This window comes from Methanosarcina sp. 1.H.A.2.2 (assembly GCF_000979975.1).
In the GTDB taxonomy this organism is placed as follows: domain Archaea; phylum Halobacteriota; class Methanosarcinia; order Methanosarcinales; family Methanosarcinaceae; genus Methanosarcina.
In genome coordinates, this window is record NZ_JJQL01000038.1 from 15,211 (window position 1) to 39,064 (window position 23,854).

Annotated in this window: 23 protein-coding genes and 1 pseudogene; 8 read left to right on the forward strand and 16 right to left on the reverse strand. The window is 38.7% G+C overall.

What is annotated here, in order from left to right:
- Positions 1 to 93: 93 nt before the first annotated feature.
- The gene (locus EO93_RS05915; RefSeq protein ID WP_052735394.1) at positions 94 to 489 is read right to left on the reverse strand and encodes a hypothetical protein; all 396 of its coding nucleotides are present in this window, start codon (positions 487 to 489) and stop codon (positions 94 to 96) included.
- 244 nt (positions 490 to 733) lie between these two features.
- Here EO93_RS05915 and EO93_RS16750 point away from each other — a divergent pair.
- From EO93_RS16750 to EO93_RS16485, 3 genes and pseudogenes are all read left to right on the forward strand, one after another.
- Positions 734 to 1,127 (forward strand): annotated as a pseudogene (locus EO93_RS16750) (argininosuccinate synthase); the annotation flags it as partial.
- 311 nt (positions 1,128 to 1,438) lie between these two features.
- A complete protein-coding gene (locus EO93_RS05930; protein WP_052735395.1) occupies positions 1,439 to 3,310 on the forward strand; it encodes a HEAT repeat domain-containing protein in 1,872 nt (623 codons plus the stop codon).
- A gap of 430 nt (positions 3,311 to 3,740) precedes the next feature.
- Positions 3,741 to 4,652, forward strand: a complete 912-nt coding sequence (locus EO93_RS16485; RefSeq protein ID WP_052735396.1) for a hypothetical protein — start codon at positions 3,741 to 3,743, stop codon at positions 4,650 to 4,652.
- Between the two features lie 682 nt (positions 4,653 to 5,334).
- On the opposite strand, the gene EO93_RS05940 is transcribed toward EO93_RS16485, so the two are convergent.
- The 6 genes from EO93_RS05940 to EO93_RS05970 all read right to left on the reverse strand — a co-directional run bounded on the left by EO93_RS05940 (position 5,335) and on the right by EO93_RS05970 (position 10,901).
- On the reverse strand, positions 5,335 to 5,562 hold the full coding sequence (locus EO93_RS05940) for a type II toxin-antitoxin system HicA family toxin (RefSeq protein ID WP_048161433.1): 228 nt from the start codon (positions 5,560 to 5,562) through the stop codon (positions 5,335 to 5,337).
- Entirely contained in the window at positions 5,555 to 5,806 is a 252-nt protein-coding gene (locus tag EO93_RS05945) for a type II toxin-antitoxin system HicB family antitoxin (protein WP_048161435.1), read from the reverse strand. The genes EO93_RS05940 and EO93_RS05945 overlap by 8 nt, the downstream gene beginning before the upstream one ends.
- 502 nt (positions 5,807 to 6,308) lie before the next feature.
- On the reverse strand, positions 6,309 to 8,789 hold the full coding sequence (locus EO93_RS05950) for a PKD domain-containing protein (RefSeq protein WP_052735397.1): 2,481 nt from the start codon (positions 8,787 to 8,789) through the stop codon (positions 6,309 to 6,311).
- A gap of 927 nt (positions 8,790 to 9,716) precedes the next feature.
- Positions 9,717 to 9,941 carry a type II toxin-antitoxin system HicA family toxin gene (locus tag EO93_RS05955; RefSeq protein ID WP_048131891.1) on the reverse strand — a complete coding sequence of 75 codons (225 nt, stop codon included), beginning with the start codon at positions 9,939 to 9,941 and terminating at the stop codon, positions 9,717 to 9,719.
- Positions 9,942 to 10,160, reverse strand: a complete 219-nt coding sequence (locus EO93_RS05960) for a type II toxin-antitoxin system HicB family antitoxin (protein ID WP_048131895.1) — start codon at positions 10,158 to 10,160, stop codon at positions 9,942 to 9,944. It abuts the gene before it with no gap.
- Between the two features lie 543 nt (positions 10,161 to 10,703).
- The gene (locus EO93_RS05970) at positions 10,704 to 10,901 is read right to left on the reverse strand and encodes a CxxC-x17-CxxC domain-containing protein (protein ID WP_048131897.1); all 198 of its coding nucleotides are present in this window, start codon (positions 10,899 to 10,901) and stop codon (positions 10,704 to 10,706) included.
- Positions 10,902 to 11,143: 242 nt separating this feature from the next.
- Here EO93_RS05970 and EO93_RS18610 point away from each other — a divergent pair, with 242 nt between their 5' ends.
- Positions 11,144 to 11,437, forward strand: coding sequence for a transposase (locus tag EO93_RS18610; protein WP_156161245.1), 294 nt, complete (start codon positions 11,144 to 11,146; stop codon positions 11,435 to 11,437).
- Positions 11,438 to 11,470: 33 nt separating this feature from the next.
- A complete protein-coding gene (locus EO93_RS18615) occupies positions 11,471 to 11,740 on the forward strand; it encodes a transposase (protein ID WP_082107579.1) in 270 nt (89 codons plus the stop codon).
- A 298-nt stretch (positions 11,741 to 12,038) separates the two neighbouring features.
- On the opposite strand, the gene EO93_RS05975 is transcribed toward EO93_RS18615, so the two are convergent.
- Positions 12,039 to 12,722 carry a trans-aconitate 2-methyltransferase gene (locus EO93_RS05975; RefSeq protein WP_048161439.1) on the reverse strand — a complete coding sequence of 228 codons (684 nt, stop codon included), beginning with the start codon at positions 12,720 to 12,722 and terminating at the stop codon, positions 12,039 to 12,041.
- A gap of 200 nt (positions 12,723 to 12,922) precedes the next feature.
- Here EO93_RS05975 and EO93_RS05980 point away from each other — a divergent pair, with 200 nt between their 5' ends.
- Complete coding sequence (locus EO93_RS05980; protein ID WP_048161440.1) at positions 12,923 to 13,168, forward strand: hypothetical protein; 246 nt, start codon at positions 12,923 to 12,925, stop codon at positions 13,166 to 13,168.
- Positions 13,169 to 13,528: 360 nt separating this feature from the next.
- On the opposite strand, the gene EO93_RS17905 is transcribed toward EO93_RS05980, so the two are convergent.
- Both EO93_RS17905 and EO93_RS05985 read right to left on the reverse strand, forming a co-directional pair.
- Positions 13,529 to 13,684, reverse strand: coding sequence for a hypothetical protein (locus EO93_RS17905; RefSeq protein ID WP_200894987.1), 156 nt, complete (start codon positions 13,682 to 13,684; stop codon positions 13,529 to 13,531).
- A 110-nt stretch (positions 13,685 to 13,794) separates the two neighbouring features.
- The gene (locus EO93_RS05985) at positions 13,795 to 15,018 is read right to left on the reverse strand and encodes an NADP-dependent malic enzyme (RefSeq protein ID WP_048161544.1); all 1,224 of its coding nucleotides are present in this window, start codon (positions 15,016 to 15,018) and stop codon (positions 13,795 to 13,797) included.
- 326 nt (positions 15,019 to 15,344) lie between these two features.
- On the opposite strand from EO93_RS05985, the gene EO93_RS05990 reads away from it, so the two are divergent.
- Positions 15,345 to 15,740, forward strand: a complete 396-nt coding sequence (locus tag EO93_RS05990) for a Mov34/MPN/PAD-1 family protein (RefSeq protein ID WP_048131902.1) — start codon at positions 15,345 to 15,347, stop codon at positions 15,738 to 15,740.
- A 456-nt stretch (positions 15,741 to 16,196) separates the two neighbouring features.
- Positions 16,197 to 16,370 carry a hypothetical protein gene (locus EO93_RS17910; RefSeq protein ID WP_200894988.1) on the forward strand — a complete coding sequence of 58 codons (174 nt, stop codon included), beginning with the start codon at positions 16,197 to 16,199 and terminating at the stop codon, positions 16,368 to 16,370.
- 366 nt (positions 16,371 to 16,736) lie between these two features.
- Here EO93_RS17910 and EO93_RS05995 read toward each other — a convergent pair whose 3' ends face one another.
- From EO93_RS05995 to EO93_RS06015, 6 genes are all read right to left on the reverse strand, one after another.
- Positions 16,737 to 19,526 (reverse strand): NosD domain-containing protein, encoded by a 2,790-nt coding sequence (locus EO93_RS05995; protein WP_048161442.1) that lies wholly within the window; start codon positions 19,524 to 19,526, stop codon positions 16,737 to 16,739.
- A gap of 190 nt (positions 19,527 to 19,716) precedes the next feature.
- Positions 19,717 to 21,819, reverse strand: a complete 2,103-nt coding sequence (locus tag EO93_RS06000) for a CHASE4 domain-containing protein (RefSeq protein ID WP_235284129.1) — start codon at positions 21,817 to 21,819, stop codon at positions 19,717 to 19,719.
- Between the two features lie 542 nt (positions 21,820 to 22,361).
- Positions 22,362 to 22,610 carry a KEOPS complex subunit Pcc1 gene (locus tag EO93_RS06005; protein WP_048131908.1) on the reverse strand — a complete coding sequence of 83 codons (249 nt, stop codon included), beginning with the start codon at positions 22,608 to 22,610 and terminating at the stop codon, positions 22,362 to 22,364.
- A 225-nt stretch (positions 22,611 to 22,835) separates the two neighbouring features.
- Positions 22,836 to 23,309 carry an rRNA maturation protein gene (locus EO93_RS06010; protein WP_048131909.1) on the reverse strand — a complete coding sequence of 158 codons (474 nt, stop codon included), beginning with the start codon at positions 23,307 to 23,309 and terminating at the stop codon, positions 22,836 to 22,838.
- Between the two features lie 5 nt (positions 23,310 to 23,314).
- The gene (locus tag EO93_RS16765; RefSeq protein ID WP_011021777.1) at positions 23,315 to 23,452 is read right to left on the reverse strand and encodes a DNA-directed RNA polymerase subunit P; all 138 of its coding nucleotides are present in this window, start codon (positions 23,450 to 23,452) and stop codon (positions 23,315 to 23,317) included.
- 30 nt (positions 23,453 to 23,482) lie between these two features.
- Positions 23,483 to 23,767 (reverse strand): 50S ribosomal protein L37ae, encoded by a 285-nt coding sequence (locus EO93_RS06015; protein ID WP_048131910.1) that lies wholly within the window; start codon positions 23,765 to 23,767, stop codon positions 23,483 to 23,485.
- Positions 23,768 to 23,854 lie beyond the last annotated feature (87 nt).

Sequence of the window (23,854 nt, forward strand, 5' to 3'; positions counted from 1 at the left end):
CAATAAAGCTTCAGAACTATTTTCCGTGATCACAAACTCAACTGATTACTCATAACTGTTTTACTTTGATGAGCTTTCAACAATAGAATCTCCTCATGAATATTCCTTGATTCCTACTCTAAACGAGCCAGTATCCAGTGGTTTAACGTGTATATTGTAAGTCCCGTTTTCTTCTACAGTAAAATCCGGATGATAGGGGCCGTAAACTCCATCCAAATAATCCAATCTGAACGTTTTTTCAAATGGGACGTAGGAATCCTTGCTTATTGATACAAAAATCTTCCCGGGACCTGAATAAGGTATCTCTGCAACTAAAAACTTGTATTCTACATTGCTGGTCAGGTAGACCTCAAAAACAGATTCATCTGATACGGAAGCTCCAAAAACATATTCATCATCAAGACTTAAATAAAAACTATAGCCAAAAACAAGTATTGCTACCAGTATTGTTAAAACTATAAAAATTCTATTTTTCTGTTCTTCTTCCAATACTCTGCGCCCCCCACAGAAGATGGATTCATTGTGAATAGCTAAATTCCCTTACTCATTTTTGAGTTCCAGAATATCTTAAATCTTCTGTATATAATCTATTTAATCTATAATTAGATATATTTACTTAAATTTAGTCAAAGTCAAGATTATACTCAAGACATCTATATACCACTAAGAAACTGTTCTGGAACTAATTTTATATTCATATCAAAAAGAATTTTAGAATACATTTCATGATCAGAGAGCCCGTGAGAACTACGAGCACCCGGCTGCAACCGTCCTCATCGCAGCCCACGCCGACCTCGAAAAACTCGTCCTGACCCGCGGGGAACTGAAGTTCAAGAAGAGTGTTGAAGAGCAGTGGTCCGAACTTGCCTACTATGGCCTTGTGGACGATCCCCTCTTTGCTGACCTCAGCCTTTATCGACAAGTCCCAGGAAAGGGTCACAGGCACAGTGAAAGTGAAGCTCTACAAAGGCGCACTTACTATCCTTGCCCGTTCCTCTCCAAATGCCCTGTATTCCGAAGACCTGGTCTCGTTTGACAGCCAGACCATCAACCAGCAGGACGCTGAAGGGTTTGCGAAGTATCACGGGTTCCAGGCAAGGATGTACAGGAAAGTAATGGATAAATAAAATTTGGATTTTGTCTGTTCCTTTTAAGGGAACAGGTTTCTTTTTTAATTTCTATTCTTCAACCGTTTTTTCTGTTTTGTTTTTTATTTGCTTGGAAGCAAATTTCTATATTTTCTATAAACAGATAACGTTTTTGAGATCATATTTCATACCCCGAGCTCTCACCGGTCGACGAAGGAGACCGGCTTTTCCTCAATAACTGCTTGAAAATATAATTATGTGCATAAACAAAAAGTTGTAGAAATGAAAAGCAAGAGAAAAAGAATGATTTATAAATTTTGAGGTGTTAAAGAGGTAACGGTGCAGGGAAATTGATAGATCAAGAGGAATTTCACAGGAAAGTTTGCAGTGGTGATTTCCAAGAATTTGATGGTTTATTATATCAAATAAACTCTAACCTTAGTTTATTTCCAGATAAGCAACAATTATGGGATGATTTAATAAATTTGGCAATAAAAGGGCTTCCTAATGTTCGGTGGAACACTATATTTAACCTTGGATTTGTTTTTCCACATGTTCCAGATAAACAAAATTCATGGGAAGATCTTATTATATTTCTCTTAGATGAAGATTTGCTAATGAGATGGAGCGCAAGTTTTGCACTTGGCCTCTCCTTTCAATATATTCCCGATAAAAAAAGAGCATGGGAAATTTTACATGAGCTTTCTTCTGATAAAGAACAATTCGTGCGAGAAGGTGCAGCATTTACTTTTGTATCTGCTTTTCAACATATTCCCGATAAAGAAGCGGCCTGGGAAGATATTAAAAGACTCATACATGACAAACACATAGAAGCAAAAAAATACGCTACACTCGCCCTTGCACCAGTTTTGCTATATATATCTGATGAGCAGATATTTACCGAACTGTACAAACTTGTAGATGATGAAAGTGGTCCTGTTAGAGGAAATGCAGCACATGTACTTGGGTTTGTTTTGACACACATTTTAGAGATACCTTGTGTGCCTAACAAACAAGAGATATGGGATGCTTTGGATAAACTAGCACAGGATAGAGATGAAAAAGTAAAAACAGAGGTTGTATCCTCTTTGAAAAATTTATATCATACTGTTTCAGATAGAAAACAGGTAAGGGACAATTTAGTAAGCCTTACAAATGATGAATCAAACGAAGTCAAAATGAACGCTTATTACTCCCTTGGAAAAATTTCAATTTTTGAAGCTTCCCAAGCTGAAACTGAGGAAGTATATAAGAAGGAATTTGAAAACGCTATTCTCCTCTTTGAAGAAGCTGCAAAAAGTTCAACTTCACTTAATCCAGCTCAATTTTGTTATCCTTTTTATCGTTCACTCCATACAATAATTTTCAAAGAACAAAAAGAAATAAATAAAGAACTAGAAATGTACCTTGAACAAGCAAAAAGTGCTGTTAAGGATTCAAAAAATAAAAAATTACTCTTTGAAACTGTTCAAAATCTAGCCAACGCATTAAAGGAAGTCCAAAATCTGGAAAAAATGGACATAGAAGCCATGAAAGGGGAACTTAACTTTTACAGGAAATACTGTGAGCAAGCTGCAAAGCTGATGACTGAAACAGAAGAAATATCTCCTTATGCTACAGAAGTCATGAGAAAAGGTCTTCCCATCCTCGACCGAAAACTAAAATCCCTCCTCGAAGAAATCCAGGAGAAAGCAAAGACCGCGTGCCAAGAAGCAAAAGGTACTGATACGGAAGAAATTGCATGCGCTGTCAGTCGGGAAGTTCAGAAATGGGAAATTGGTAGTCAGGAAGAAATGACCTGGAATGTAGAGAACCTTATTTTTGCTTTAGAATCAAGTGTTCCTAGAGTACCTGCAAATCAGCATATTTTCGATAGAATTCAACAAATTAGAGAACAAAAAGACATCCCAAAGCAGTATGGAATGGTATCTACTCTCATTCCGCTGATTCCCAATTTATGTATGGAACAAAAAATAGATTCAATGGAAAAGAAGCTTGATGATATAATTGTCCACTTTTCTGAATCTCATACAGATCTTACAATATCTCTCGGAGCAGATTTTTACGGAAATGGCATGAAAGTTACAAAAACAATTCCTCTCCATAAGTTTTCAGACAACGAAAAAGGAGAGATGGAAGGAAAAATTCAGGGGAACGAGGGAATTAAACTTTCAAGCTTACCTGCAACACTAGTCAAAAAAATAAAAGATCACCTTTTTTGAACTTCAGAATTTGGCTCAACGATCAAAATGTTGCCATTTATTACTCAACTCTTCATCAACCAGAAGGAATAGAAGGGTTTGCGAAGTATCACGGGTTACAGGCAAGGATGTACAGGAAAGTGATGGAAAAATAAAATTGTTTGAGATTTTAATTTTACCTGCTCTTTTGGTTTAATGGGGGGGGCAGGATGACTTTTTTTCATTTAATGAATATTTTTTACTGTACTATTGTTTTTTGTTTGTTTTGTTTCAATTTTCTTAACTAATTGAGTGCTGGATACTTACCAGAGCTATCGAAATATTGGTCTTAATTTTTTTCCAGTTGTGTCTATCATTGAAGCTACTGAAAAATAAAATGAATATCTATTAATAATAAACAATTGTTGGAAATTAGAAACACTACTCAAAGAGAAAGCTGAAGGTCAATATTTTGAACGAAACTACTAAAGAGACAGTTTCTCCAGGAATTAACAATTCAAATTGGATTTCAACGGTTATTTTAAAGCTAGATGAGAAACAGCGAGATAAAAATGAAATTAAAAATGAAATTCATTTTCAAATATTATCTGATGTCATATGCTGTATTCTAAGTAAAGTTGAAGGCGATGGAATAATACTGTTTCCAGCTGGTTGGATTAATGCAGGCGAGGATAGAGCAAAAGAATTGTACGATAAAACTGTGGAATGTATAACTTCGGTACTCAAAAAAGAAAAAAGAAATGTTTTTGTCTGTATTGGTATAGATGGAAACCATAAGGATGGTTTAACGTGTGATCAGATCGCCTTGGCAATAGATAAAAGTGGCATTCGAGCCAGAGGTAGAAAATTTTATCCAACAGAAAAAGAAGAAAAGTACGAAGATTTAGTAAAGAATAATTTTGCAAAGAATTATTTAGTTGAAGAAGACGGTTATTCACGTATTTTTCCCCTAAATGGCATACGATATTATTTAAGTGTTTGTTATGACATTTTTGGGTTAAAAGAAGATGGAATCGAAAACAAAAACACAGATGTCATTTTAAACCTCGTACATTGTTTTTGTCCAAAAGGCAGTAAAGATATGAAGTATGAAGAAGGAAAAAGCGGAGTTTCTTCAGGAGATAGTTATTACGCCAGACATGGTTTTGGAAGTGCATCAAAAAAATGGGCTTGTCCTGTTTTTGGTGCGGCTGTGTTCTATGGCCGTAAAGTACCCGAGAGATGGCCCTCTGGCGTAATGTGGAATGCAGGAGATAAAAGTACTCAAAAATGTAAATACGAAGAAATTTCTTTACAACCAGCTGAAAGATTTGAAAGAAACATAAATGGATGTACAGCTCACATTAGAATTTATTGTAGCTGATTTTTTGTGATGAGTTGATTAGGGGGGAAGATTTTCATATTGAATTCAGCGGTCCAGTTTCGGATACTTCTGAATACTTAAAACTGGGAAAATGTTTAAAAAATATTAGTGGAAAGACACTAAATATTAGTTTCTAATGAGTTCATGCTTATTTATCTGAATTTTAAATTGCCATGTATCGGTCTCAGAATTAGGAGTTTATAACAGGTAATACCCATTTTACCAAAATTGTGAGAATAGCAAATATAATAATAAGCCAAATTACCCAACCGGGTAAATTTTCGGGTGTGTCAACCATAATAACAGATATTTCTGAATCATATAAAAAGACATATAGATGGATGACTCCAACGTACCTTTTTCGAATTAATTTTGAGTTACTTGGAAAGGATAAGGAGAAATTTTCACCTCTTATTAAGTGATCCTTTTTCGGGCTACTTTCTTTAGTCTATAATTAACTTGAGAAAGTCCCTTAAATCAGAAAAATTTCCCACTCGGAAAAAGAATCGCTTAATCTAAAAAAGCCCTGCAAAGTGCCCCTTTTAAAGATGCAAAAATCAAGGGTTTTTCAATTTCACTTTTCTTAACATTACCTTAACAAACGTTTTCGGGGTAGATTTAAGCAGACCGCCGGCAGGAAAAATAGATTTCAATTGAACTGTTACCCAGAAAACGGAATTTTTCAGGAATCTTGCTCTCCAAGCCACTCTTCCCTTGAGATTCGGGCTTGTTTAAGGATTCTGGTCAAAAGGTCAACTCCGATTGTACCTTTATGTGGATTGGGAATCGTTAAAACAAGATCTCCTCTTCTCATAAAAGGGTGCTTTCCGCCAGAATATGGCCCTTCAAATCCCAGTTCCTGCAGCCTTTTAACAAAGGTTCGCCAATCGACAGGAACCAATTTAGACAACTGCAATATCTCCCGGTTCTTTGATTATGTGGTCTCCGATCCGGGGTAAAGGAAGTCCATTTCTTAATCTGATGACAATCCATTCGTCAATAACTTCTTCCAGGTTTCTACGGCATTCTTCAAGAGTCTTGCCTGTAGCCCATACACCCTCAAGTTCGGGAACTTCTCCATAATAGGGTTCTTCGTCATCGATTATTTCATATTGTGCCCTTTCAAGAGCTGCGTGGATGTACTGGATAAGCATGATTACACCTTTCCGAATGTGGTATATCTAGTTTTATGCTGTTTAAATCTTATATAGATTCTGTGGATCGGCTGATTAAGTTTTGGTTTACTGTTGCTGAGCGATGAAGAAAATGCCTCTATCTAATCATGATGATTTTTTTCTTGATCCAAAACTCATCTGAAAAACTTCGCTCGAATCAGGAAAACTCCCCTACAAGTAAAAAGAATCGTTTAAGCTAAAGAAGCCCGGAAAAGTGCCTCTTATAAAGCTGCAAAAACCACGGGTTTTTAGTTTCACTTTTCTTAACTTTACCTTTACAAACGTATTCGGGGAAGGGAACTTAAGACAAAATATGAAAAAAATATCATGAGAAATCCAAATGATATTACAAAAGTGAAGGATAGGGTTCAAGATACTTCTTGCCAAAAAATAGTAACAAAAAGGTAGATTTCAAATCTGGTAAGTGGATATATTCGTTTTGTTTAGCCAGATTTGACCAGTTACCTGCCGTCTTTTAGTTTTAATCCTTTTTATCATTCGAGTTGGATACTGAGATATATTTAGATTTTTTTTCCGTATCCGTTCCGTTTTCACTTTTGACTATTAAGCTGACGGTATACCCTCCAGCTTTATTGTATGTATGTACAGGATTTCTGTCTGCTGAGTATGCATTGTCTCCAAAATCCCATTTCCATTCTGTTGCATTTTCTGATAAATCTGTAAATTGTACAGAAAGAGGATAACAACCACTTGTAACATTGGAACTGAAACTTGCAACAGGCATATCCGATCCTTTTAACGAAATAGTGCACATATGAATATAGTTACCGCACTTGCCATTATTATACCACAATATTCTGTCCCCGTATATTACAGGACAATCCTGAAGTAATCTACTGGTAGTGATCTGAATTTCTTTCTGAATGGAAAGATTATACATGAAGATATCAAGGTTTCCATTTCGTTGATCCTGCCAGACTATCCTGTCACCGTAGATATCAGGACGCTGCTGACTTAAATTATCAGGAGTTATCTTGATTTCCGTGGAATCAGAGATGTTATACACATAGATCTGCCTTTTTTCATAGCCATCATCCTCCCACACTATCCTATCATCATAGATAGCAACAGGAAATCCTGCTGACCCGCTGGTAGTAATCGGAGTTTTTTTGGAAGTAGAGAGATCGTACATGTAAATATTGGAGAATCCATTGCTATAGGATACACTGGTATAGTTCAGCCACACTATCCTGTCACCATAGATATCAAGCCCCACAACTGATGTATCATTAATAATTTTACTTTCTTTGGAAGTAGAGAGGTTGTACATGTAAATATCGGGCACTCCTTCTTCATCACGATTATCTGCCCATACTATCCTATCCTCATAAATAGCAGGATGGGATGTGCTTCCACCGGAGGTAATTTGAGTTTCCTTAGAAGTGGAGACATTATACATGTAAATATCGGATTGACCATTGCGAGATTCATACCAGACAATCCTGTCCTTGTAAATATCAAGTCCGTACACTGATCCGTTAGTAGTGTGTATCCGAGTCTCCCTTTTAGTTGAAATATTGTACAGACAGATGTCATACTTATCATTTCCACTGTAATCTCCAGTATGATCAACCCATACTACTTTGTCATCATAGATTGCAGGAGAATCGTATATAGCTTTTCCACTGGTGCTAATTTGAGTTTCTGTTAGGACGAGTTGATTATCTAAAAGTTGCTCATCAAATACTAAGACTGTAGATAATTTTGAATCAGTAGTATTTGTATCGCTTACTGTCAGGTTAACAATATAGTTTCCAGGATTGGTATATACGTAAACAGGATTCTTTTCTATAGATTCAGGTACTCCGTCATTATTGAAGTCCCATGATCTTAATATTGCATTTTTTGAGAGATCTGTGAACTGTACAGACAGAGGGGAAAATCCTAAATCTGGAGCTACAGAAAAGTTTGCATCGGGAGATTTTAATACTGCCGAAGCCATACAAGTGTAAATATCAGAATGTCCCTCATCTGCGTTACGATTATCCTTCCACACTATTCTGTCACCATAAATAGCAGGCCACATTTGACCTGATTCATCTTTGGTTACCTGAAATTCTTCCTGTGTGGAAATATTGTACAGGTAAATATTCGACGAGATTCCTTTATTATTGCGACCATCCTTCCAGACTATTTTATCCTTATGTATTGCAGGCCTAGATGCTGATTCACTGTATGTAATTTGAGTTATTTTAGAAGTAGAAATATTATACATATAAATATCTGGATTTAAACTGTAGCGTTCTCCAATACGGTCACCTGCCCATACAATATTATCACCGTATATATCGGGATCTATCTGCCGAAATTCACTGTTTGTAATTTGAGTCTCTTTTGAAGTAGATAAATTATACATGTAAATATTGGAATTTCCATTGTGATATTCTGTCCATACTATTCTATCAACATAAATGGCGGGATAAAGTGCTACTCTATTGGTTGTGATCTGACATTCCTTAGATGTGGACAGATTATACATGTAGATATCTGAGACTCCATTTCGAGAATTATGCCATACAATCTTATCTTCGTAAATAGCAGGAATACTATCTCTAGATACATTTTTGGTAATCTGAAATTTCTCAGCTGTTGAGATGTCGTAAACAGAAAGATTGTAATTATCATTGTTCCCACAACTCTGATAATCTCGCCATACAATTTTGTCACCGTAGATTGCAGGCCAGCTTCCATGAAATGAATTAAGATGGATATCTTTTGAGGTGGTCAAGTTATACAGGTGAATTATCCCTGAATCACTAACATAATCTGACCATACGACATTATCCCCGTAAATGGCAGGAGTAGATGCTCGTGAACCGTTTTGTGTAAGTTGAATTTCCTGTACAGCAGATGCCGCAGCTGATATTGAAGTTAAGAATAAGAACACCAAAGTTGTTGAAATTAAAATTATTAAACATAGCTTTTCTTTATTATTCCTCATTTATCTCCCCAATATGATCTATCTAATCTTTAACACATAAGCCTTAATAGTGTCATAATTTCTCATTAGTCCCTAGAGATTTAAATGAAATGAATAAGATGACCATAAATATATTTAATATAAAAATTATCTCCTGAAAGTTTCTCCTGTCATTTTTAAAAAATGCTTGTCAAAACAAAATTAATGTTGAATTCGTGAAGCATCAACATATAAAGGAAAACAAGCGAATTGAAAGAGTTCAATACACTTTCAGAATGGAAAGTCTTTAGCAGCTCTGTATATGGGAAAAAGAGTTACTTCCCGAGGTTCTTACAGTTGAACTGGAACCAGGAAGATAAATGAGATATTTTTAAACATAAGGAAACAAGACAAATGTATTCTCTTGCCAAATTTGATAAGTAAACCTCACTTAACTAAAATCCATAATGATTTACCGGTACTGACCGATAAAGAAAGCACCCTCTTTTGAAGTTGCAAAGCTCACGGGTTTTTCAATTTCACTTTTCTCAACGTTATCTTAGCAAATGTATTCAGGGTAGATTTAAGCAGATAGCCGGCAGGAAAAAAAGATATTCAAATGAATTGCTTCTGGGGAAGATTTTCATTTTGTATTCGACGGTCCAGTTTTGGACAGATTTCCTTTATCCATAATTCACCTAAGAACTTCACTTGGATCAGTAAAACCCCCACCAGAGGAAAAGAATCGCTTAATCTAAAGAAGCCCGGAAAAGTGCCCCTTATAAAGCTGTAAAAATCACGGATTTTTCAATTTCACTTTTCTTAACCCTTTTCTTACAAACGTATTCAGGGTAGATTTAAGCAGACCACCGGCAGGAAAAATATATTTCAATTGAATTGGGCAATATGAAAAAGAAAACTACCTTAACAAATAAGGCTCACCCGATAAAGTAGCCAAATCAAAAAATCTCACTTCAAAAGAGCTTCGAATTCTTCTACCGTGAGCCCTGAAGCTTTTATCAAATTTCTTAAAAGACCCGGCTTCAGTTCTTTGTGCTTCGGGACGGTAAGCGTAACTTTTGAGCCTTCCTTTCTCAGGACAACGTGGCTTCCTACCTGCCGGTGGGGAAGCCAGCCAGCTTTAGAAAAGGCTTTAATTGCCTGCATCCCGGAAATTACAGGAAGTCCTGACATTTAAGCAACCACATCAACAACTCTACAGGAGGATTTTCCAATGCATTCCTGCAAGTCGTCTTCTGCGAGGGATTCCAGGCAGGCCTGAATCGCTTCTTTAATATTTTCAATAGCTTCTTCTACAGTGTCTCCCTGTGAAAAACAGCCTGGTAAACCGGGGCAGCTGGCAATAAACCCTCCGACTTCTTCGTCTTCCTCAAGGATAATTTTGAACCGCATAGAACCGATTATGAGGTTTTTGCTTAATATTTGTATGGGTAAGGGTTTGATATTGATATTTTTGATCCATAATCCACTTAAAAAAACGTCGCTCGAATTTGAAAAACTCCTCAAAAAGGGAAAAGAATCGCTTAATCTAAGGAAGCCCTGCAAAATGACCCTTATAATGCAGTAAAAACCACGGGTTTTTCAATTTCGCTTTTCTTAACTTTATCTCTACAAACGTGTTCGGGGTAGATTTAAGCAGACCACCGGCAGGAAAAATATATTTCAACTGAATTGGTTGTTGAAGAAGATTTTCATATAGTATTTGGCGGTCCAGTTTTGGATAGCTCCAACGAAAAAAGTAAGGTCACTAGTTAAGAGAAAAGTATATTCCGGGTCTGAGGTATATTTAAAAAAGTAAAAGTGTAAGTCCGCTTGAGCGAAACTCACTTTATAATCCAAAATTAGCCCTCTTGAGCGCAGCGAAAAGGGCCGCGTACTCCCGAGGCGCAATTCGGGTGCCGAGGCGCAATTCGGGTGCCAAAGCGAAATTCGGGTTTAGTATCTGTCTTCTCTGGGTTTCCTGTGCTTAGGAAGACATTCTCTGCAGTAAACGGGTCTTTCCGGGTCAGGTTTGAAAGGCACTTCGGTTTCAACACCACAATCAGAACATTTTGTCTTGTGCATTTCCCTGGGAGCTCCGAAGCCTCCACGGCTGCTGTCTCTTCCCCTGTCTCCTCTATCATTATAAGCCATTTTGTTTCACCCTGGTTTTAGTTGTTAGTTATTGCTGAAAAATAAGATTGTATACGACTCTTTGGTTAAAAACAAAAATTGGTTTTTAACAACAGATTGTCATACATCTCTTTATTTTCAATACACATACATTGCATTTAAAATATATAAATGTTCCATAATATAATGTGAGCCGATCCCGAAACTAATATTATGTTGAAATTATATATTTAAGGTGATGTCATTTCAGGAGATGGTGATCTGTGGAAATCCATAGAACCTATCTTCCCCCACAGAAACCACACACAGGACGGCCTCATGCAGACTTAAGGAAGTTCATGAATGGAATCTTGTATGTCGTTACAACAGGTTGTACTTGGAAAGATGTTCCTCGTATCTATGGCTCTAAGTCAACAGTTCATAGATTTCATCTCTACCTGTGTGAACATGGTACCTATCAGAAGATTTGCAATGAACTTTTAAACAAAGGTTATGACTTGAAGAAACTAGATCTTTCTCATTGCTTTACTAATAGATCTTTCTCATCGCTTTACTGATACAAAGGATGTTCCTGCTAAAAAAGGGGAAACATCGGTTATGATGGTTACAAGAAAGTAAAAGGAGTAAAAATAAGCGTTTTAGTAGATTTAGAGGAGCTACACCTCTCTATTATTGTTGTTTCTGCAAATGAGAATGACTCCACGCTTTATGTACCTGCACTTAAGAATTTCAAGATACAGAGACCTATAGGAAGGCCTGTAAACAGGCCTTCCAAAGTGACAGCTGATGCAATATATGATACAGGTGAAATTCGAAAATATAACAGAAGAAGAGGAAGCAAGTCTGTAAGATTGCCATAATGGCGCGACACATCCGGACACCAGGAACCGCACTTTCGCACGCTCAAAAAAGCCAAAATTAAGAAAACTGTCCGTTAAGCTTTAAGTCTAATAAAATCTAAAAGAACTCCAGAAAAGTAATTGTAGGAGGTGGGGATCATGAAAGATGTTCATCCAATTTATAGAGATCCCATTACATACGAGAGTTTCCCACCACCTAAATAATATAATGCAACAGTTGTATATATACCCCACTTATGAAAATTAAAAGAAGATTTGTTTTTCATATGATAGATTGGTTTTATCGAACCCTCAACTATTATTTTTTACCCAGTTTTCTCCCAAACATCACTGCAAACTGATAGTGCTTATATATACAGCTAACATCGCAAAAACCTGCTTCTTTAAGCCAATCGAGCTGCTGGTCCAAGCTTGAATCCTTATCAAGTTTAACTCTTTCATAACCAGCCAGTATTTCTTCTTCGGGCAAGCCGCTGCTTTCGATATGCTGTCTCCAGGTTGTCTTATTCAGGTTTTCTATGAAAAGAGTTTCTCCATGTACCTGATCGGCGTTAATAAAAACCCCGTTCTTTTTAAGTATGGAGTAGCTTTTTTTGTAGAGCTCCTTTTTCTCTTTGTCTTCCAGGTGATGGATAGATACGGCTGACACTACCATATCGTATTTTTCCGAAAAATCGTACTTTGAATAATCTGCTGCAATGTATTTTACTTTTGAGTTATTTCTGAACCTGTCTTTTGCCATATCCAGCATCTTTTCCGAGATATCAATAAGTGTAAATGATGCATCTGGATATCTTTCCATCAGAAAAGCCGATAGAAGTCCTGTTCCGGCACCTATGTCCAGGATATCTGGATTTTTCGCATCTACTGACGCCACGGATACCGCGGCTCCATAAAAGTCATCGAAGCAAGGTATAAACTTCCTTCTCTGTTCATCATACTTTTTTGAAATAGCATCAAACTTTCGTTGAATTTCGCCCATTTTTTTCACCAGGTTTTAGCACCGAGGACGGTTTCTTCTTTTCCTTCTTACTGCATACGTCTTTGTACGGCATATGATTAATTCATTATTGACCTGTATTCCGTACGACATTTGTTTTCAATATCTCAAAGCTCATTTAGGCAGGTTCTCTCTAAAGCTCAAAAAAGAATCTATTTATATTTCGCAGCATTGTTAGAAGCATGTATCTCGAAGATGAAGAGGCGGTGAGCGCCGACAAGAGCCGTGAATTTGGCGTATTGGGAGATGTTCTGCGGGAACTGCAAAGGGAAGAAGTGGAACAAACTGAGACATACCTGGTGGAAACCCCAGAAACAAACACGACACAAAAAACGATAGAGATAATGACAGAGATCAATGCAACATTAAAAGAGATCGCAGAGACTCAAAAGAAAATACTGGAAGAGATTAAAAAGAACAAGACCTGATAAACTCCAATTAACACTTTCTTTTTTCACTTTAAGCACGGCTTTTATATTTTCAACTGTTTTTTCTGAGATTTCGATAGTATTCTAACATATAAACAGAATTTTTTCAGCCGAAATATGGGTATCTCAGACACTGTCTGGGTCTTTCAGATACTGCAGTGAATCTCTCAGACACTATCTTCAAGGCTTTTCCTTGCAGTAAAACTCACAACGGAAGGGCACGCTTGAAATTGAGCCAAAAATTAGACATTTATGAGTCCTAAATCCAGAAAAAATCCCTTTTCAGGCTTTTTCGGGTTTTATCTTTTATGCAGCTTCTTGCGGATTTATTGCCTTACATACCCCAGTAATTTGTCTTGTTTATTCTTTCAATTTCATCGGTTCTCCGCAACAGTCCATATCACCGGTACAGCCTGTAGCGCAGCGGTCATCTCCGCACTCATTTACCACCTTAAGTTCGAGCCCACAGTTCTCACAAATAAGAACCTGACCCTGTTTCAAATTGTTGCAATTCATTCCATACCACCTCTATATTCTTGACAGAAAAAATATGTAATTTAGGTTAAAATTGCTTTTGAAACAATAATTCTGAAGATTAGTCTGCTAAACTGAAAAATTCAACTCTTTCAGACACTATCTTCAAGGCTTTTTCTTGCAGCACAACTTTCAAATGACGCATTAGCAACGGCTTTTGCAACCGCAGGCACGACATGCTTCTCAAGGGGGTCCGGTATAATGTGGTCTTCGGAAAGCTCACCAACGGTCACTACATTTGCAAGGGCATAGGCTGCTGCCATTTCCATTTCAGGCGTTATCCTCCTCGCACAGGTGCCAAGAGCCCCTTTGAAAAGCCCCGGGAAACTCAGGCAATTATTGAGCTGGTTTGGAAAATCCGACCTGCCGGTAGCAACAATTCTTGCCCCCGCCCGCTTTGCAGCATCGGGCATGATTTCAGGAACAGGGTTTGCCATTGCCATTACAATAGAATCTTTTGCCATCGAGCGGACCATATCCTCGGTCACGATCCCTCCGACTGAAACCCCGATAAAGAGGTCAGCCCATGGAAAAGCTTCTTTGAGACCGCCTTTTATTTTTTCAGGGTTTGTAAGCTTTGCAATTTCCTCTTTTATATGGTTCATGCCTTCTTCTCGCCCCTCGTACACAAGCCCCTTGCTGTCACAGGCAAGAATTTTTGCAGGATCTGCGCCTGCCCGGACCAGGAACCTGAAAATTGCAACCCCTGCAGCCCCCAGCCCTGAAATAACGATTTTTAGCTCATCCAGCTCCTTTTTCACAATTTTAAGGGCATTCAGGAGCCCGGCAAATACGACAATGGCTGTCCCGTGCTGGTCGTCATGGATAACAGGAAGGTCAAGCTCTTCCCGCAGCCTTGCTTCTATTTCAAAACAGCGGGGTGCACTGATATCTTCCAGGTTGATGCCTCCGAAAACCGGAGCCAGGTGTTTTACCGCTTTTATCACCTCTTCGGTGTCCTGGGTATCGAGGCAGATAGGAAAAGCGTCTATGCCGGCAAATTCCTTGAAGATGATCGCCTTTCCTTCCATAACCGGCAGAGCCGCATATGGCCCGATGTTCCCAAGCCCGAGCACTGCTGACCCGTCCGTTACAACAGCAACTGTATTTTTCTTAAGGGTGTAAAGGTAGACAAGCCCCTGGTTTTCGCTAATTTTCCGGCACGGCTCAGCAACTCCGGGCGTATAGGCAATGCTGAGGTCGTGGATTGTACGGAGGCGTACCTTGCTTGCAACCTCAAGTAAACCCTCCAGCCTCCTGTGCATTGCAAGCGATTCCTGATATAATGAAGCGTGAGTGTCACTATCCTTTTCCATACCCTTTCCGGAGCCCTTTTGAGAATCTCCTTCAGAGTTCTTCCCCATATTTTCTTCCGGATCTCTTTCCAAGCCTAAAACCGAATAAACGTCTTTTATTCCAAAAACCCCCTGTGCTATAGCAAACCCTGTGTCCGGAGAAGGAAACCTCCGGAAAAACTGCCTGTAAGAAATATAATGCTACATAATGATTTATCGAAATAATAGATAAACCCGATGGGGGAAAATGAACCTGATATTTTTGTATATTTTATTTCCAGTGATTGCTCAGTTTGCAGATCTCGCTCTCCAGAAAGAGATATACCATTTCAGGAGAATTACCCTGTATGCAGATTAAAGGAATTGCCAGTGATACTCTTGATTTTATCCTTGAAGCTAGCAGGTCAATGGCTCCGGAAGAGTTTGCCGGGCTTTTGCAGGAGAAAGACGGAATAATCACCGAGGTGCTTATCCTGCCGGGAACCGAATCAAGCGACTCAAATGCAGTCCTCAGGCTTTACATGATGCCGAATGTAAAAGCTGCAGGCTCAGTCCACAGCCATCCCGGACCCAACCGCAATCCCTCAAAAGCCGACTTACACCTCTTTTCAAAAACCGGAAACTTCCATATCATCGTGGGCCGTCCCTACAACAGGCAGAGCTGGACCTGTTATGACAGAGAAGGAAATGTAAGGGAACTTCCTGTCCTTGATGTAGAATTCGAAGAGGACGAAGAGTTTTGAAAAGATAACAGAAGTAAGGCGCGATAAGAAAACCTGATGTTAAATACCCTGATGTTAAATACCCCTGATGTTAAATATCCCTGATATTAAATACCCGCTAAAGATTTAACGGGTTTCCTGCTGAGAGTTTATGACTGGATATCCCTGCAACACGCAGAAATTATTGATACAGATGCAAGGAAAACATCAACCTAATATCTCTGCTTTATTCTCCGGAATAACCTTTACTATTTTTTCACTATAAAGCCTGAGAAAGCAGCAATTATCTCCTGCCTCCGTCTGCTTCTGCCTTGTTCCCTACCAAAAACATTTTATTTACAGATACACATTATTTATGGGATACACCTTGTGCCTTCATTTAAAGGGAGGCGATTTTAGCTTAAAGGTTGTATTCAGGAAACGTATCTGGGACTCAAGAACCAGATAGCCTTCACGTATCTGGAGGTAGTAATCCTAATGCCTACATGCCAAGACTGCAGATTCTATACGGTTATTGATGAGCTAAAAGGCGAATGTTTCAGCCTCGGATTTGAAGTACGCGGGAAAACCGATTCCAAGAAATGCCCGGAGCGGGCTTTCAGGCCAAATAAAGGTCCCAATTCGAAAAAAGCCGGAGCGGCAAGGTATTAAAATGGATCACGGATCGGGGACGAAAAAAATTCTGTTAAATGAGGTTGAAAATGTAAAAATACATTGATCGAGCCTCCAGCTGGACAAAAAACCGGAAAGCGCAAAAAATCTATTTTCTGCTTGCCGGAATCAAATGAATTTTAAGTTAAATCTCATTCAATCTTTCCTTTTTATATATTCTTTTTTACCTTTACGTTTCTTTATGTGCTGACCTTTGCTATTTTACTCAAACATACCAGGTTTTGTTACTAAAAAATGATAAAGGAACGGCTGACTCTCATACCTGATAACGCAGAACAAATACATCTCTTTTGTAAGATATGGCCAGTAACTTTCCCTTTATCTTTATGCTGATTTCTCTGTTTTTCAATTAACCTGTCTTTCGTCCTCGGAGACTACGATATATTCAGGAATGATCCTTGTGTTGCTACCGTTTTCATTCGTTACTGTAAGACTTACATCATACTTTCCCGGTTCATTAAATGTGTGAGTTGCATTCAAAGCATGTTTTGAATGGATGCCATCTCCGAAGTCCCAGAACCAGTAAATCGGTGCACCTGTACTGTTGTCAGTGAATAATACTTTTAAGGGCGCACTTCCTGACGTTATATTGGCAAAGAAATCAGCAACAGGTGCTTTTAATGAGGGCTCCACTTCTGAAACGGTACACATGTAAATATCCGCATTTGCGTAGGGATCATCATGCATGCTATGTCCATTGCGCAAATCATCCCAAACTATCCTGTAACCATAGATTGCAAAATTCCCCTTCCAGGATTTATTTGAGGTGATCTGAGTTTCCGTGTGAGTAGAGAGATTGTACATGTAAATATCGTTGTTCGGATAGCCTCTGCGATTATCCTGCCATACAATCCTGTCCTCATAGATTGCAGGAATGTATGATGATCCTTTGATGGTGATCCGAGTTTCCTCGGAGAGGGAAAGATCGTACATGTAGATATCTGCATTTCTATTGCGCCAATCTTCCCACACTATCTTATCTCCGTAAATAGCGGGATATTTCTGATCCGATTCATTCGTAGTAATTTGAGTTTTAGTAGAATTGGAGAGATCATACAGGTAGATATCGGAGTTTGAATACCCCTTATTGTCGCGATTATCCTGCCACACTATTCTGTTCCCGTAGATATCAGGACTGCTTGCTGATCCATTTTTAGTAATCTGAATTTCGTTGGAAGTAGAAAGATCGTAAAGATATACGTCTGAGTTTCCATTGCGCTTATCTATATACACTATCCTGTTCCCGTAGATAGCAGGATTACTTGCTCTTCCACTATTAGTTATCTGAGTTTCTTTTGAAGTGGAAAGATTGTACATATGGATATCGAATTTATCCCATACATTGGGATTATTGTCATTGCGATACTCCTGCCAGACTATTCTGTCCTCATAGATCGCAGGCCCTGTATTATAATATGAATTATTGAAAGTAATCTGAGTTTCCCTGGATGTAGAGAGGTCGTACACATAAATATTGTAATATCTCCATTCATTGCGGTCATCTAAAAAGACTATTTTATCTCCGTAAATGGCAGGCATCATCTGATTTGATATATTTGTGGTAATCTGAACCTCCCTGAGAGTGTATTGGGGCCTATTGGATGCAATTATTGGATATAATCTCGAAAAAGTACCGTTTGCATTGTTTACTGTCAGATTGACAATATAGGTGCCGGATACCGGATACACATGAACTGGTGTTTTATCTGTAGAGTCAGCGACTCCGTCATTATCGAAATCCCATACTCTGGATGTGGCATTTTGCGAAAAGTCTGTAAACATGACAGAAAGAGGTACATAACCACCAGTTACGTTGGCACTGAAGTCTGCAACAGGAAATACTGTTTGATCCTGTTTAGATATAGAGACTAGAGGAAGATAGTCAATATCATACGCACTGACCGTGTAGATAGAGTCACCAATCCCATCTCTATTCCAGTCGTTACAGGTTTGAGAAAAACCGGTGCCATCAGGCTTTGCCCAGTAATTGCCACCCAGGAAAGACCCCCCAACAATATTAGTACCTGAGGTTTTTGTGGTATTCCAAGCAACCGGAAACACTCTGGCTCTATTGCTTACATCTGTAGTATAATGACTGCTTGTGTCGTTAAAAACATTGACAGTATTATTGAAGATATTGTTATAGAACCGGTTCGTTCGATTAAACGGTTTAGTATAGGCAATTCCGTTTAGATATACCCCGTATTTCTTGTTTAACTCCACCTTATTATTGGCCACCAAATTACTTGAAGAATCAGCTTCCACCAATATCCCAATATTGTTCTTTGAAATAGTATTATTCAAGAGGGAATTACTTCCTCCCGAGCCTTTGATCCAAATTCCTTTATCGTTGCAAATCAGTGTGTTATTGTTGATTGTATTCTGCGATGAAAGGAATTCCATAGAAATGCCATTACTGCAATTCACAACCGTATTATCTTCTATCTCATTGGAATAAGATTCCCAGAGGTTAATTCCAGAATGTGGACTGTTTGAGATGTGATTCCCGAGAATTCTGTGTCCACCGCTTTCAACTAAACCTATACTACCATTTAAAAGAGTATTATTAATCACGGAAACATATGGTCCTAAATAAATATCAATACTTCCTTCAACAATTAGGTTGTCAGAGATTGTAAAATTAGAACCTGGATGATAGTCAAAACTGGATACACCAATGCCGCCATTTACGATTATATTTTTTTCAATAATGAAATTATAACACTCGTTAGCATAAGTGCCCAGCTTCAAAACATTATTTTTAATTGTGCAGTTTTCGACTGGATAGGAATAATGACCATCATATTTTAAGACTTCCTGTATGCTAAATCCGCTTACAGTAATGTTATTTTCACTAATTTTAAAAGCCCGAACAGTAGTATCTTCAGGATTTTCAGACTCAGAAATGATGCTTATGTTCTGTACCCCTACATCCACACTTTCGTTATAGAGACCCGGATAAACAAGAATAATATCTCCTGAAGAGGAACTGTTTACCGCTTCCTGAATCGATTTAAAATCTGCACCTGAACCACTATTATCCACCGTTATCTCCCTTGCGGATGCAGAGCTGCAAATCGCAACTGCAAGAAAAATAGCAACCACTAAAAGAATAGTTAATTTATTTACCCACACCCGTTACTTCCCCCTTTAAACCAGAAATATGATACTAATAAAATCCTATAAAGTACTGAGAATTTAGTAATTTCAGAGCTAATAGACCTTATTTTCTGGATTTATATAATCCTAACCTTTTATTAAGGGAAAATACAGCATGTTGGGAAGTTATTTTTTATTTAGATCCTTAAAGTGCATTCTTTAGTTTTCAGCCGTTTTGTTCTTTCGCACTTAATCCGGCATTGACGTCATATCTTTTATCGCCGTTTATCGGAATTGTGAAAGCAAAGGTACTCCCCTCGCCCGGACTGCTCCTGAACCAGACATATCCTCCGTGCAGGTTTACAATCTGCTTAACTAAAGAAAGGCCAAGCCCCGTCCCCGGGAATTTTTTGGAGGAAAATGAATCGATCTGGCTGAAGGGCTTGAAGAGTTTGTGCTGGTCCTCAGCTTTAATACCGATTCCGGTATCTTTAACCGTTATTTCTACCTTGTCTCCTTTCATTTTTGCCCCTATTGTTACAGAGCTGTTTTCATGGGAGAACTTGATAGCATTATCAACGAGGTTGTACATTATCTGGGCAAACCTGGCCTCATCCGCACAGATGCTTGTAAGCTTGCTATCCATATCGATTTCAATTCGAATATTTTTCAGGTATGCGATTGGAGACAGGAGACTTATTATCGTGTTGAGCTTATTAGCAAGTTCAAACTCATTATAATCAAGCTTCAGTTTTCCGGCTTCTACTTTAGAAATATCCAGAATATCATTGATCAGATTCAGAAGGTGCTTCCCACTCCTTGAAATATTGCCTGCATACTTTAACTGCTTTTCATTCAACTCCCCGAAAACCTGTTCATACAGCAGGTCTGAGAACCCTATGATTGAGTTAAGTGGAGTTCTCAGTTCATGGCTCATATTTGCCAGGAACTCGCTCTTGGCATGGTTTGCAATTTCTGCTATTTGTTTTTCCTGATAAAGTTTTTCTACTGCTTTCCTTCCGGTAATGTCACTGCAGGTTTCCAGGACGCCTATGATCTTGCCATTATCGTCAGTTACCGGGATTGCCTGGACAAACCAGGAGTTGCCGTCCTCTTCAGTAAATTCCCCTGACTCCTTATTCCCTGATACAAAGATCTCTTCAAGCTGCAGGTGCTCCCCCAGGGGACCGCTCATACCCAGAATAGGTTTAAGGCGTTTTCCCGTTGCTTTTTCAAGATCCACATGCATATATTCAAGAGCAGCTTTATTTGCCCAGATGATATTAAGCTGAGGGTTTACGAAAATAACCAGCTCGTTTAAAGAATCAAGAAGGACTTTCTTTTCCCGCTCCTGTGCCTTTAATTCCTGATCTGCCAGGTCGATATCATTCAGCATCCCGTTTATTTCTCTTGAGAGGCGATAGAGTTCATCGTTGTCTTTGAGAACCAATCTTTTGGAAAGATCTTTTTCCGACCTGACTTTTGTAACGAAATTGTCAATCTCGATCAGTCTCGAAACGAAGAAACTGTCAAGTGCAAATTTAACTCCGGCTCCTGTCACAAGCCCGGTTAGCAAAAGGAAAAAATACATATAATTCAGGGCTTTTTTTCCATTTAAATAGAGTTCTCTTGGGAAATCAGCTCTCATAATAAGGGCAGGCTGACCTGAAACGTCCTTTAACTCAAAATAACCTGCTATTTTTTCTTTGCTGATGGGTTCGACAATATTCCTGTCCGGAAACTCCGAAAAGTTTTTATATTTCGTTTGAATCTCAGGGGGAATCTCCTGATCAGTTCTGTACATCAAAATGGAAGAGCAGGTAGTTTGATTGAAATAATCAAGAAGCTTACTGTCAAAGTACCTCCCGAAAATCAAAGTGCCCTTCATAGGCCCCTGATACTTTGTCGTAAGGATTGGATGGCAGGCAATAAACATGGGGTCTTCGTCGAGCAAAACACAAGTGCTTATAGTGTCGTTTTCGGATTTTGTGAGAAGGGCACCTTCTTCTACCAGTTTAAGAAGCTCTTCTGGGACCGGTCTTTCTTTTCCAGAATTAATGTCTACCGATTTTGCATAGACCACTTTCCCGGAATCATTCACATAAAGCATCACATTAACATTGAGTTCTACAAGAGTCTCGTTCTGAAGGTCTGCATTTATATAATCCTGGTTTCCATCATCGATAAAACGGTAAGTATCATCCCAGCAGGCCCAGTCCTGAACCATGTTATCAAGATAACTCTGTTCGGTAGAAACCACATTCTGTACCTTTTCAACATCATTCAATGTGTTAGCCTGTTCAAACTCCAAAAAATTAGAAAGCTGCATATTATAGGTAAACGTAAACGTAACGGTTAGAACTGTAAAAATTAAAATTGTTATTATAAAAATTTTTTTACTAATATCTATTCCAGACACCCCAGAGACTATAGATAAAGAAAAGCTAAAGAGCAATATAATAAATACATTAAAAAGGTGAGGGAAGTATATAATAGTAGGGATACATTATAAAAAAATGTATAAGATAGTAACACTTATTAGTCTAATTTAACTTATTAATTATATATAAAAAATTTGAATGAATCTAAATAAACATATATAAAAATTTAATTATATTACAGGTGAAATCCACACTGTCCTCAATCATAGATTTTGGGTCCATGATTTACACACATATTTTGAGGACCCGGAGCATAAAAAGCAGTTGTAAGTATATTTCTTGTCTTTGAAGGTACATTCCTTGTCTTTGAAGGTATATTCCTTGTCTTATCCCTTTTTGTGCCTGTTATCTGGTAAATCCGGGTATATGTCCTCTAGAGATGCAATTCTGGCGACTGAGCGCTGGTTGGCAGGTATGCTTCAGTTATGCTTCAGTTATCTTCAGATGTGACTTCAAGGACTTCCTGAGCGATCTGGATAAGCCTGAACCAGGTGTTCAGGGCAGAACGCAGAGAAACTGCATCGTCGGCTTTAACCGTAAGTACAAGGCAATTTGCACCTTCAAGGGACAGCCCTATTCTTGACCTTTCAGAGAAGTTATCATTAAGTTCTGGAAGGACAGCCTGATAGATCTTTTCAACAGCTTCGGTTTCAAATGTAAACTCTGCGGAAAGTTTCAAAGAACTCCTCCTGGGAAGAATCCGGGTCTAAAAATCTTAACTCTTAAACTGGATATGGATTCTAACTTTATCTTTAAAAGGTTTATTCTGAAAACTTAACTCTTAAATCCGGGTAAGGAATCAGGAAAGTTGATTTTAAAATATAGTCCTGAAAATAGACTGAAATTCCTCAGTAACCTGAAATTCCAGAAAATTCAGAAAAAAGGGTTGAAAAAGGGTGTCCGGTCAGTACTTTTTGAAACCTTTGACAGTAAGCTTAAAAAGGGACTTCCCGCTGCCCATGAAATCGACCTCTTTTTCTCCTGCCGCCATCAGTGTGGAGCGGGGAGGGAGCTGATCGACCTTATCACTTTCGACCCTGTTGAAATGGAAAAAAGACTCAAATGCGTCCGCAATCTCTCCCTGGCCTGCAAGCACCGGTTCAACATCTGGAAACCAATAAGAATCGATTTCCTCAGAATACCAGTCCGAAAACCTGAGGGAAAAAAGAAGCTTCCCCGCATCGTCATAAAAGCCGAGTTCCCCGGGATTTCCGTGGTACTCTCCTACAACTATGAGAGGCCCCCCCTCTGCAAACTCCAGAAGTTCCTGCATGCCCATCTTGCCGCGGGAAATGCTCCTGCCAGCAATAAAGCGTGAAAGAAGCTTGCAAAGCGTCCGGGTCTTTGCAGAAGGTTTACGAGAAGAAGTAACTAACATACTTCTTACTCGGCCTTGATGCGTTTGATGGTTGTAGGACGCTCTTTAACCAGGATCCTGTGTCCGCAATACGGACACCTGATGCCTGTGTACTCGTAGTCAATTTCCACTTTCTGTTTACATCGAGTGCACTTATAACCCATACAACCTCACATCCCTGAAAATTGTTTGTTTTACTTTGCCTCAGCAAGGTTCTTCATGGTGCGCAGCAGGGTCTGACCAACACTTGTGGAGGGGATATAGGTCCCGCCAGCGAAGGTGTGTCCGCACTTGCTGCATTTCCAGATCCCGGTTCCAATCCTTTTAACTGTAGGGCGGGCACATTTGGAGCATACATGCGGAGCTCGCATGCGTTCTTCCAGGTCTGCGACAAGCTTTCGGTCTTTTCTCCCGTACCTGGGACCAAACCTGCCTGCAGATCTGGAAATTCTTCCTTTCTTAGTGAATTTTTTTGCCATCGTTATAACTCCTTAAAATGTATTTAATCAAAGTGATAGAGCCCTTAACCGATCTATGGACTGTTAGCCCAGAGACCCGGGTTCTTC